Origin of the sequence: Bacillus sp. FSL K6-1012 (assembly GCF_037964915.1) — a bacterium.
GTDB classification, from domain to species: domain Bacteria; phylum Bacillota; class Bacilli; order Bacillales; family Bacillaceae; genus Bacillus; species Bacillus halotolerans.
Genome location: NZ_CP150175.1, coordinates 2,129,645 through 2,142,644 on the forward strand (window position 1 = coordinate 2,129,645; position 13,000 = coordinate 2,142,644).

Sequence of the window (13,000 nt, forward strand, 5' to 3'; positions counted from 1 at the left end):
AGTTAAAGATCTTTAATGAGATTTTCGATGCTAGATAATGCGGATGGCGTTAGTTCTTTGTTGCTGAAATCGCTCAGCGTTTTTTCTCGTTCTTTTTTCTTTGTACAATGCTCAATGATCTCGATAAGATGACTGTGAAAGCTGTCCATCAAACACTGAATTGTGTTTTCGCGGAATACCCGGGTGTATACTGCTTTGACTTGCAGGCGTCCGTCTGTTATCAAAGCATTAATATCGAGCTCGTACTCTCTTTCTCTCTCCCCCGCTATTTCGTAACGAGGCTGATAAGAAGACAGTTGAAACAAATCAGAACCCTGACCTTCGCTGAATTGTCCAAGATAATTGAAGCTGATCTCAGGCTCTTTATGCTGTATGGCTCCCTTTTGTACTAATAAGCCGTAGCCCGTTCCCTTGTGCGGCACTCTTCTCAGCCTGTCCTTTGTCGCTTTGATTCTGTAACCGAGCTGATCTTCAGATGAATGCGGTGCACTCATGTCCAGAAGGATAGGATAAATAGAAGTGAACCAACCTACTGTTCGTGAAATATCAATATTCGGAACATGTCCTTCTCTTCCATGGCCCTCAGCGCTGATCACAATTTGTTCGTGTCCGCTCCATTCATAAAGCGCCATTCCTAAAGCAGTGAGCAAAAGTTCGTTGGCATCAGTACCATAGGCTTGCTGCGTTTCAAACAGCAGTTTTTTAGTCCAGTCACTGGCTAATACAAACGCAGCTGTTTCAGCACTGCTTTGATGCCTGTCCGACTCAGCCATGTCCTTAGGCAGAAAAACATTATGGGCATCTAAAATCGTTTGCCAATATGTTATTTCTGATAACAATTGCCGGCTCCCGGCTATCTGTGCCAGACCGCTGGCATATGATAAATAAGAATCGCTTTTCGGCGGCAGTTTGATCTCTGTTTGCTCCAAAGACTGTTGGTAGGCTGCAGCTAAATCTTCAAGCAGAATCCTCCAAGAAACGCCATCTACAGCGAGATGGTGGATCGTAATCAGCAAATGGTCTCCCTCTGTCGTTTTAAACAATCCCGCTTGCAGCAAAGGTCCTTCTTTTACATTCATATTGCTTTGAAGCACGATTTCCTCAGCAGCAAATTTTTCTTCCAAGAGTGTGCCTTCTGCCTGTTCCTTTGTCCAATCTGCTAGGTGAAATCCGAACAGTTCGTTTTCAGTGATCTGAATTCCGCGATTGTACTGAACGACACGCCCGGTATGATCCTGTGTAAACACCATGCGAAGCGCGTCATGATGCTCAGTCAATTTGCGCAGCGCTTGGCGAAGCGCGTCAGCATGAAACCCCTTTTCGCTGAAAAGCATGACCGATTGGTTGTAATGATCACGAAAAGCATGACGCTGATCGAAAAATTTGCACTGAATCGGTGTAAGATCCGCTTCACCTTCGATAGGCCTTTGTTCTGCCTGAGATATCAATGGAGTGATATGGCTGCTCAGCTCATGAACTGTTGGATAACGGAATAAATCTTGTATAGTCATGCTCCAGCCTTCAGCTGCCAGCCGGGCGGACACTTGCAGTGCTTTAATAGAGTCTCCTCCAAGCTCAAAAAAGGAGTCGTGAATGCCAACTCGAGACACGCTCAGCACGTCCTCCCAAATCTGCGCTGTCATTCCCTGCAATTCGTTGACCGGTGCAGTATACGGCCGCGAGAAAGCTTCATTTGGTGCCGGTAAGGCTCTTCTGTCCAGCTTCCCGTTTAATGTCAGCGGCATAGTTTCCAAAGGAATGATATGCGCAGGGATCATATATGCCGGCAGCATTTTCGATAAAGCGCCGCGGAGAACCGTTGTATCGGCATCTGAAGGCAGAATATACGCTGCCAAACGAGCCTGTCCATTCGTATCACTTTGAACCGCTACAACCGCTTCATTGACAAGTCCGGTTTGGAGAAGCACACTTTCAATTTCTTCTGTTTCGATCCTGTACCCGTTTATTTTTACTTGATGATCTATCCGGCCAAGAAGCCTGAGAGTGCCGTTTGGAAGCCAGCAAGCCAGATCCCCTGTTCTGTAGAGTCTTTCTCCGGATACAAATGGATTTTTTGTAAATTTCTTTTCCGTTAATTCAAATTTTCCGTGATAGCCCTTGGCAACGCCGGCTCCGCCGATACAAAGCTCGCCGGCAATACCGATCGGCTGTATTTGGTCAGTCTGGCTGAGTACATACAGTTTTACATTGGGAAGCGGGATGCCGATCGGTACGCTGTCTCCCGAATACTCTTCACCCATATTCATTTCATAGTAACTTGAATCAATCGTGGCCTCTGTGACCCCGTAACTATTGATTAAGCGCATTTTGTTTCCGAAACGGTCCGCCAATGTTTTGAAATCATGGGCTTTCACCATATCCGAACCAAGAATAAGGATGTCTAAGTCAGGAAGACTGAGCTGGTTGCGGTAAACATATTCCATAAATGGGACAATGAGTGCCGGTGTTGACTCCATGATCGTGATACGCTGGCGGTTCATCAATGCATATAATTCATCAGGCTCAAGCCTTGTTTCATCAGAGCAAATGACTAGAGTCCCTCCATTGGCCAATGTTCTCGCCAAGTCTCCTGAAAAGACATCAAAGGAAAAGCTCGCCATTTGAAGCAGCCTGACAGGCATTTGATCGAGCTGATATATGCTGCGCCATGCAAGAACAGCATGAGCAAAGTTGCGGTGCGTAACGATAACGCCTTTAGGCGCACCGGTTGTTCCTGACGTATAAATGATGTATGCCGAGTCCTCCGGGGCAGGAGATGAAGCAAGGTTGCATCTTTTTGCTTCATAGAAACTTTCATCATCAAGACAGATGCGAGAAATATCACCTATATCTGAGCCTGCAATCAAATGCTTTACTTCATTCTGTAAAAGAAGAATTTCAGCCCCGCTGTCTTTGAGAAGGTATTCAATCCGGGCTTTTGGATAATGAGAATCTATCGGAATATACACGCCGCCGGCTTTCATAACGGCTAAAATACCAACAATAGCATCAATGGATCGCTCCGCTAAAACAGCAACGATTGGCTGCGTCTCTTTTCCTTTTTCTTGCAGTGTGCGCGCCAGACGATTGGCTTTTTCGTTGAGATGGCGATAGCTGATCTGTTTTTCACCGTCCATAACAGCAATATGCTCCGGTGTCTCTTCAGCCCTCTTTTCAAACATGCGATGAAAAACGATATCAGTTTGAGAACATTCAACGTGGGTTTTGTTGAGTTCTATCAAAATCTTTTGTTTTTCTTTTTCGCTGAGTATATTCACTTGTGAAAGAGTTGTATTAGGATTTGACGTGGCAGCACGCAAAAATTCGGTAAAATGAGCCGTCCAGCGTTCAATTGTCGTTCTCATAAATACGTCGGTACTAAATTCCATGTCACATCTGATGACTCCATCTGATTCAGCCGCAATCAACGTCATGTCAAATACAGAAATTTGATGAATAACATTTGCAGGCCGTGCTTTTATGTCTCCAAGATTAATGTCTTGTTTGTCCATATTTTGAAGAATAAACATCGCATCAAACACTGGATTTCGGCTCATATCCCTTGTTACGGCGAGCTTGTCGACAAGCTCTTCGAACGGATAATCCTGATGTTCGTAAGCTTCCAATGCGTTCTCACGCACTTCCTGCAAAAATTGCGCAAACGGCTTCCCGCCCTCCGGGCGTGTCCGGAGCGCCAGGGTGTTGACGAACATTCCAAGTATCGGCTCAAGGTCCTTGTGAGGACGTCCGGCAATTGGTGACCCGACGATGATGTCTTCCTGTCCGCTTAAGCGCGCCAATAACGCTGTGTAAGCTGCCAGGAGCACCATGTACAGGGTGCTTCCGTTCTCGCGTGCGAGTTTGTGAAGCCCGGCTGTGAGTTCTTGATCGAGCGTAAATGAAACTTGATCACCCGCGAAGCTTCGCACCGGCGGCCGGGCGTAATCAGCCGGCAGGTCCAGTACGGGCAGCTCGCCTTCGAGCTGCTTCAGCCAGTATGCCTCCTGCGTCTTGTACGTGTCTCCTTTTTTAAAGGCCTCCTGCCATACGGCATAGTCTTTATATTGAATGTGAAGCGCAGGTAGCTCCTGATTGGCGTACAGCTCCCCGAATTCCCGAATGAGCGTATTGACTGACACACCGTCTGAAATAATGTGATGCATATCGACCAGTAATAGATGCCGCCCGCCTGATACCTTGACGACCCCCGCTCGGAACAGCGGAGCTTGGCTGAGATCAAACGGCTGGATAAACGCTGCCGCGGCTTCCTGTTCAGTTTGTCCGCCGAGCACAGAGGTGTGGAATGTAAACGGCACTTCTTCATGGATACGCTGAACCGGCTCGCCGTCTGTGTCCGTTGTAAAGGACGTGCGCAGTGACTCGTGGCGTTTGATCAGCTTGTTGAATACGGCCTCCATTCTTGTAAGAACCAGCTTTCCTTCCAGCTCCAAGACTGCCGGCATATTGTAGCCTGTGCCACCATCCTCCAGCTGCTGGAGCACATACATCCGCTTTTGGGCGGAGGAAACCGGGTAGGTCTCGCGTTTTTCAGCCGGCTTAATGGCTTCATACGGACTTTCCGTTCCTTCGCTGATGACAGAAGCCAAACCTTCTACCGTCGGATGGGCAAACACATCCTTCAGCGGCACTTGGACGCCGAATTCCTTAGCGATCCGGGAAACAAGCGCGGTGGCTTTTAAGGAATGGCCGCCCCGGTCAAAAAAGTTGTCGTGAATGCCGACAGGTCCGCTTTTCAGCACTTCCTCCCACAGCTGGGAAAGCTTCATCTCTGTCAGATTTCTCGGCGCTGTGTAGGTTTCCCGATCTGCCGCTCCGTCAGGAGCAGGCAGCGCTTTTCGGTCGAGCTTTCCGCTCGGGGTAACCGGCCATTGTTCCATCTCAATGATATGAGCAGGAATCATGTAGCCCGGAAGCAATGTCTCAAGCTGCTTGCGCACTTCGTTTCTTTCGCGCCCTTCTGCATACGCACATAATTCCGTCTCGCCGCTTTCTGTACGAACAGTCACAGCCGCTTCCCGCACGCCTTCTATGCTTCTGAGCGCCGCTTCGATTTCTCCCGGCTCAATACGATAGCCGCGGATTTTCACCTGGTCATCCAGACGGCCGAGGAATTCAACCTGTCCGTCTGGCAGCCAGCGCGCCAAATCACCCGTTTTGTACATGCGTTCACCCGGATAAAATGGATCATCAAGAAAACGTTCTTCTGTTAATTCCGGACGATTCAAGTAGCCTCTGGCAACCCCGGCTCCGGCGATATACAATTCTCCCGCTACGCCGACAGGCTGTACGGCTAAATGAGGATCTAACACATACAGACGCGCGCCAGGCACGGGTTTTCCGATCGGAAGGCGCAAGCGATCCTTGTCCAGCTCAGGATTACACGCGTAAAATGCCGCATCAACGGTTGCTTCTGTCGGCCCGTAGCCGTGGACCAGTGATGTCTCCGGCAGCAAAGAAGCGAAACGGGCTGCCGTATGGGGTGCCAGCGGTTCACCTCCGGCGAATACGCGCTTCAGGCTTCTCGGTGCCTCTATTTCCGCTTGATCCAAAAAGCTGTTCAGCATGGCCGGGATAAAATGGGCCGTTGTAACGCCTTCTTCCCGAATAGCTTTTACCATCAATGCCGGATCTTTTTCCCAGTCGGCCGGAAGCAGATAGGCCGAAGCACCTGAAAGCATCCACCAAAACAGCTGCCAGACAGATGCATCAAAGGAAAAAGACGTTTTCATCATAATGATGTCGTCATCCTCTAAAGGAAACTGCATCTGCATGCCGGTCAGAAAGGAAACAGCCTGGCGTTGCTCAACGGCGACCCCTTTCGGCTGTCCAGTGGAGCCCGACGTATAGATCACATAGGCAAGAGAATCGCTGTCCGCTTGATGAAGAGAGTAATATTCAGATTCTTCATTCGCAAGCGCCGTCATATCCACTTCAAGTGTCTTTCCGGAAAAATCAGGTGCCTTTAATCCCGGCTGCGTCAGCAACAATGCTGCCCCGCTGTCTTTCAGCATATAGCTCAGCCGCTCCTCTGGATATGCAGGATCAAGCGGCAAATAAGCTCCGCCTGCCTTTAATACGGCGAGAACGGCTGTCAGCATGTCCGGCGAACGCTCGCTTAGAACACCGACAATGCTTTCCTTCGTGACACCATGCGCCGTAAGGCGCGCTGCCAGCCTGTTGGCGTACATGTCAAGCTGCGCGTAAGTCAGTGAACCGCCAGAAAAGCGCAAAGCCGTCCGATCCGGCGTCAAAGCTGCCTGACGTTCAAACAGACCGTGCAGCGTCGAAGCTGCAGGCGAAACAGCTTTCGTTCTGTTAAATTCATACAAAACTTTTTCTTTCTCATGTTTTTCTGCCATATCTAATTCTTTTATAGTGCTATGCGGATTTTGAAGCGCGTTTTCCAGCAACGTAAGCAGGTGGTGCTGAATCCGTTTAATGTCCTCAAGAGAAAATAATATATGTTGATAGTCGAAATTTAATTGAATGGCTCCAGTATCTATCCGCTCCTGTATTTGAACAGAAAGCTCATTCGCGGTGTATCCGCTGAAATAAAGCGCCGTCTCATAGTTCAAATCATCCGCTTTTTGCCACTGAAGCGGATGGTACTGCATTGATATACCGATCAGGTTGTGTAAATCCTTGTGTTCTTTTCTTAATTCATTCACCAGCAAATTATAAGGAAATCTTTGGTGACGCATGACTGAAAGCTGTTCTCTGCCGACACTGCGTACAAAGGAAAGAAAATCGGCGTCAGAATCAACCGTTTTTCTGATTGGAAGAGAGCTGACAAACATGCCAAGCATTTCTTTCTCTGCCTTTGACCCCCTGTTTCCATAGTAGGTTCCGATCGCAAGGTCCGTTTTAGAGGTGATGCGGCTGATACATATGTAAAATGAAGCCATAAATAAGGAAATCATACTGATTTTCTGTTCTTCGCAAAAAGCTTGGATGGTATGTGCTAGGTAAGGTGAAAGTGTGATAGTATCTCTCGATGCGGAGGTACTCTGCTTTTGTGAAGTGCTCTGTCCGGTTAGTGAGTGGTATACCGGCGGCTGTTGGTAGGTTTGCGTCCAAAACAAATGGTCTTTTTCAAAACGTGAAGATTGTAAGTACTGCCTCTCTTTTTCTATGTAGCTAATGTAGGAAGGCTCTTGCTCATCGGGTATAGGCTCCCCTTTTTTGATTTTTTGATACAGATTAATAATTTGATTTCCCATCAAATTTAAAGAGATGCCGTCCATGATAATATGATGGAATTTCGCATATAGCCAAATTTCATGGGGGTGGATTCTAAGAAGATAAAATTGATACAGAGGCGAATCAAGCAGCTTAAACGGAATTCTGGCTTGATCATGAATCCATTGCTCTGTTTCAGTCATTTCAGCATTTGTAAAATCTATTATTTCAAGTGATAATCCTTTGTATTCTGCAAGATACAGACGAGGCTCTGACTCCGATTCAATTCCTTCTGTCAGCTGGAACCTGATTGCATCATTACGGGAGATTGAAAGGTTCAGAGCCAACTGAAGAGCATCAAGATCAACATCACCCCTGAATTTTACACAGGCGGTCAGATTACAGATGCTTGTACCAGGCTCCAACAGTTCAGTAAACCAAACTCTCCTTTGGGCATGAGTTAAACCATAAGTATTTTCTTTCAACGAATTCCCTCCAATTCTAATTTATAAGAGGATAAGAAACTGAAATAATTACAATAAAAAGAAATTATATGACTATATAATCCATATATGCATTATATTAACCGAATTTTTTTAAAGTACAATAAAAAATATAAAATTTTTATAACATTTTTTTGAATATAGTATTAATTATTTATTTTTCTTGATTAATTTTATTAGGATTTCGAATGTAAAGATATGAAAGTATCGATTTTTAATAGTTCTTCATCACTAGATTTTTTCTTCATTTATTTAATTTCATATGAGGATAGTGTTGAACCGTTTATAAGATATTCTCCGCCTCAGTATCAGTTACATTTCTACAATATTTAGCTGAATGTTTTAAAAACAAGCGCGATAATGTAAAAAGAAATATAAAAAACCTGTTTTCGCGGAAAACAGGTTTAGCGTTTTTATTGATTTGCCAAAATAACAGCAATTTGATCCTCAATGTCTTTGCCATCCGAGTCATCAATCAAACCGTTTAGAAGAATAGAGAAAACGAGCGTTTTTCCGCTCTTTGTTTCTGCATAGCCAGACAGAGAGCTGACAGTGCTTAAGGACCCGGTCTTTGCCCTTATTTTTCCTTCTGCCGGGGTGTCTTTCATGCGGTTTCTTAGCGTCCCGCCTACCAGTCTGTCACTGTTCCCCGCTTCCGGCAGAGCATGCAGATAAGGTTGAAACCACTTTTCATCTTGGATGTCATATAATAGCTTTGTGATTTGGTCTGATGATACGGCGTTGATATGAGAGACCCCGGAACCGTCCCTCAAAATAAGTGTTTTGGGATCAACGCTGAAATTCGGAAGCGTACTGTTTAGCACTTCAAGCCCTTTTTCCCAGCTGCCCTCTCCTTTTTCCTCTTTCCCCATCTCTTTTACAAGTACCTCGGCGTGTCCGTTATTGCTTAATTTCATAAAAGGAAGAAATAGCTTAGACAAAGGCATTGAGTGATGAGTGGCCAGTACGTCTGAAGAGTCGGGCGCTGTGCCCGTTATGATTTTCCCTTTTACTGTAATGCCTTGTTTTTTAAGAGCCTGCTTAAATAAATCTAAAGCATATCCTGCCGGCTCCCAGACGGAAATCCACTCTTTTGTTTTGCTTGCATCAACCGGTATGCTCCCTTTAATCGTGATAGTATTGGTTCCATGTTCTCTTTCGATAGAAAGATCTTTCTTTTTTCCCGCCTCAACTGTTTTCGCCTCATTCTCAATCGCTACATAATCCGTTTTTGGTGACACTGATATTGCTGGCTTTTGTCCTTCTTTCTTTCCCGGGCTGGCTTCTACTATCACAGTGCCTGCATCATAGTCCTCATTTGGAGACGCTGTCAGTGCGGAAATTTGCGCGCCGTAATAAGTGTACTCATCACTCCATGGCAAATCAGGCGAATAGCGGATATGATCATACCATGAGTCATCGGCGACAAGATTGCCTTTTATGGACTTGATGCCGGATTTTTTCAGCTTTTCGGCCATTTGATCAAAATCAGATGGTAAAAGTGTCGGATCTCCTTTTCCTTTCAGATAAAGGTTGCCATTCAGTTTTTGTCCTTTAAGGCGGCCGTCTGTCCGCACTTCTGTTGTGAAAGAATAATCCTCACCGAGAACAGAAAGTGCCGCGGCGGCTGTAAAAAGCTTCAAAGAAGAGGCGGGTCTCATCCGGACATCCCCTAAATGGTCGTAAATGACGTCGCCTGTTTCTGCAGAACGGACAGTAATGCCGGCCATTGCACCTTTTAAAGCAGGTTCATTGGCTAAAATGGTTTCAATCTGCCCGGCAAGTGTATCCTGTTCTTCAGCCGCCTGTACAGCATGATGCATATATGGAATGGAAGCAAAGATGAAAAGCAGCAATATTACAAAATAAAGCTTCATGCTTTTTCCCATTTTCTTATCCCGCCTCTCCTGATTGGCTATCGATGATTACGCTCAATCGTGATGCTGCTTTTTACTGTCTTCTCTTCACCAGGCTCTAACACATGTAAGCCAGTGAGTGACGAAGGGAGATCAAGGTTAACTGCGTTTGTCACCCATGTATAAGGCTCCGGGCATAAATACCCTTGTGTTCCATCAGCATTATACACAACCCAATGCTTAAATTGTTCATCCGCCTTGTAGATCATATTCAGGTGTGCATGCTGACGGTAAATGACGGCCTGATTTTCTCCTCCTCTCTTCTGATAAGAAGATAAAAAGACATCATCAAGCTGCTGCCGCAAGAGCATTCCTTCGTGCAAAGCTTCCTGATTTGGTATATCGATCAGCTTTCCGGTCGGTAATAAACGTTCATCCAATTCCCATTGCTGATCAGCAGTAAGAGAAAATAAAGAGCTCTCTTCTGGGAAAACGAAGGTCGTATGATAACCAAGCCCCCAAGGAAATGCATCCTTCCCTTTATTCATGATCGTGGCATGCTTATAAAGAGTGTTATCTTTTAAAATGTATGTCATCCGTACAACAGCATGATGCGGAAATTGTTTATAAACATGGGGAATTTCCGATAGATCAATTTCAGTTTCTATGATCACTTCTTCGTCTGTTTGTTTCATCGTTATGATGTCCCACTTTTTGTCATAGAGAAAGCCGTGGAGGTGATGGTGTTTATCTTTTTCATTGATATCAAAATGATACGTTCTGCTCCGGAAGGTGAACGTTCCGTCACTTATGCGGTTAGGCGGAAACAAAATGGGAATTCCATACAATGTAGGTGTGTCATGAAAGCTTTCAGTTGTTTCCGGTTCTCGTAAAAGGTGCATCTTTGTTTCTTTGTCTACGAGAGAAATGACGTTGCTGCCCCACTCAGGCACGACTATTATTTCCAAATGCTCATTACCCGCTTTGACAGCTGGTGTTCCTAAATACGTCATCTTTTCAATATAATTTGTCATGTGTACTCAACCTCTCCTTAGTTCAATGCTTATATATAAATTCAATTCAGTGTGCACTATTTCCTCCATTTTATGTTTTCCCTTTTGTCTTTAAGTAAACAAAAAACACCATTCAAAATGAACGGTGTTTTTTGGAGTTTATTGAATCAGACGTGTAATCTGCTTCTTTTTCCAAATGAATTGATAATACCCGTAAATCAAAAGCAAACTCACAGCAAATGCTGCCGGATAGCCTACCCAAATGCCGAGTATTTCAAGATTTGTATAGTGAGACAGAACAAACGCGACCGGCACCTCGATTCCCCAGATGGCAAAAATACTGATAAGGGTCGGCCATAAAACCGTTCCGCTTGCACGCATCGTCGCAGAAATAATTTGGGCATTCCCAAACAGCAAATAGCTCCATAATGTAATCATCAAAAGCCTGTGTGCAATGTAAAGGGTATCTTTCTCGGTCAAAAATAATGCTAAAATCTGATGTGCAAAAAGATAGATAAGGAGGATCAGCACACCGCCAATGATATAATTCAGCCAAATACCGACCCGAATGACTTGCTTTAACCGGTCAAACTCATTCGCTCCAATAGATTGAGCGGCGAAAATAGACACCGCGATCCCCAGACTGACAGCCGGCATTTGCACATAGCTGGCTACCTGATTGACCACGCCATATGCTGCTGTTGCATCAGAGCCATAATGATTGACGAATGAAATGACTGCTATTTCCGATAGTGAGACGAGAATCATGTTAATGCTTGACGGAATACCAAGACGCAGCAGAAGCGCCAGCAATTCCTTATCCATTTTCAAATAACGCCGTACTGTCTTATCAAATTGCAGCGGGTGTTTCGTTTTCCGCAGATACACCAATAATACGATAAAGGTCACAATTGTAGAAATAACGGTTGCGTAAGCAGAGCCGTAAATGCCCAGCTTCGGCAAGCCGAACATGCCGAGAATTAAGATTGGTAAAAGTGCTATATTGATGACTGTGCTTACAATCAATGTATAAAACGGTGTCTTAGAATCTCCTGTCCCCCGCAAGAATGTGGTATAAGCAAAATATAAAAACATAAACGGCATTGCGCAAAATAAGATACGCGCATAGCTGACACTGACATGAATTACATTTTCTGGCGTTCCCATGAGACGCAGAATATCTAAGGTGAATATACTGCCGATCACAGCTAACACAATTCCTAATAAAAAGGTGAATGTCAGCGTTGTTCCGACAACGGCCTTTAACCGTTCCTCATTTTTTGCCCCATAGGCTTGCCCGATAAGAATGGAACTGCCGGAACCGATGCCGATCGTAAATGAAATGAGAAGAAAAAACAGCGGGAAAAAGGATGAGACAGCTGCAAGCGCATCTACGCCAAGCCATCTGCCCACAGCGACCATCCCGACTAATTGGCCCACTGATTGCAGCACATTGCTCAGAAGGAGCGGCACTAAAAATAGTGACATTGACCGCCAAACAGATGGATTGCTCTTCTTCTTAGATACGGGATTTTCTTGTAATGTTTCCATATGAATGACTCCTTTATTTAAACTCGTTTCACTAACGTGCTCCCGTTTCTTTTGAAATGAACACGACATGCAACATGTAACTATTCACCACAGTACTTATAAAACCCTTCCCGATTCTCCTATTTTTACACATTTTTCAATCTGCAAGAATAAACTAGTGCGATACAGCATAGTCTTTTGGTGAGATGAAAGAATAAAAAATAATTTATGCAAAAGTATTGTAATCTAAACGTAACTATTGTAACATTTGTAACATAAGAGAAAGAGATTTTAAAGGAGAGAGCCACATTGAAAAAATATCTTCTATTTCTAACCACTATTGCACTTATTCTGTCATTAAACACAAATGCATTTGCGAAAAACACATCCGGAGATTTATCACAAAAACAAGCATTGCAGCTGGCACTAACAGCAAGAGAGCATTTTTGGAATACAATGAGCGGACACAATCCAAAAGCGAAAAAAGCAGTTTGCCCATCAGGCACATTCGAGCATCAAAATCTTCAGTACGTATACATGTGCAGTGACCTTGGCACAAAAGAAAAAGCTGTGAATTACTTAACACCTATTTTCTCAAAAACAGCGATTGAAAAAGGCTTTAAAGACTATCATTTCATTGTCTCAAAAGGAAAACTGGCTGTTCCGGTCGGTGACGGAGACAATCTCTTAAATTGGAAAAAATCAACCGCTAAACTCATTTCTAAAAAAGGCGGCACAGTCACATATGAATTTACCGTTCCTACTTTGGACGGATCACCTTCAGCAAAACGGAAAGTGACATTTGTAAAAGAGAACAAAAAGTGGAAAGTAAATCGCTTTGACGCAGTTATATAAGAAAAAAACGCCCGAGAAAGGGACTGACCCCCGTTTTTGAGAC

5 protein-coding genes are annotated in these 13,000 nt (G+C 44.7%); 1 reads left to right on the forward strand and 4 read right to left on the reverse strand.

Annotated elements, in window-relative coordinates:
• Positions 1–2: 2 nt before the first annotated feature.
• From fenC to NSS75_RS10815, 4 genes are all read right to left on the reverse strand, one after another.
• Positions 3–7,685 (reverse strand): fengycin non-ribosomal peptide synthetase FenC, encoded by a 7,683-nt coding sequence (gene fenC, locus NSS75_RS10800; protein WP_339237517.1) that lies wholly within the window; start codon positions 7,683–7,685, stop codon positions 3–5.
• Positions 7,686–8,116: 431 nt separating this feature from the next.
• Positions 8,117–9,592: a D-alanyl-D-alanine carboxypeptidase/D-alanyl-D-alanine-endopeptidase gene (gene dacB, locus NSS75_RS10805; protein WP_339237518.1), complete on the reverse strand. Its 1,476-nt coding sequence runs from the start codon at positions 9,590–9,592 to the stop codon at positions 8,117–8,119.
• 26 nt (positions 9,593–9,618) lie between these two features.
• Positions 9,619–10,593, reverse strand: coding sequence for an aldose 1-epimerase (gene galM / locus NSS75_RS10810; protein WP_213418678.1), 975 nt, complete (start codon positions 10,591–10,593; stop codon positions 9,619–9,621).
• A 138-nt stretch (positions 10,594–10,731) separates the two neighbouring features.
• Positions 10,732–12,123, reverse strand: coding sequence for an MATE family efflux transporter (locus NSS75_RS10815; RefSeq protein ID WP_059336512.1), 1,392 nt, complete (start codon positions 12,121–12,123; stop codon positions 10,732–10,734).
• Between the two features lie 288 nt (positions 12,124–12,411).
• Here NSS75_RS10815 and NSS75_RS10820 point away from each other — a divergent pair, with 288 nt between their 5' ends.
• Positions 12,412–12,957: an IseA DL-endopeptidase inhibitor family protein gene (locus tag NSS75_RS10820; RefSeq protein ID WP_095713035.1), complete on the forward strand. Its 546-nt coding sequence runs from the start codon at positions 12,412–12,414 to the stop codon at positions 12,955–12,957.
• Positions 12,958–13,000 lie beyond the last annotated feature (43 nt).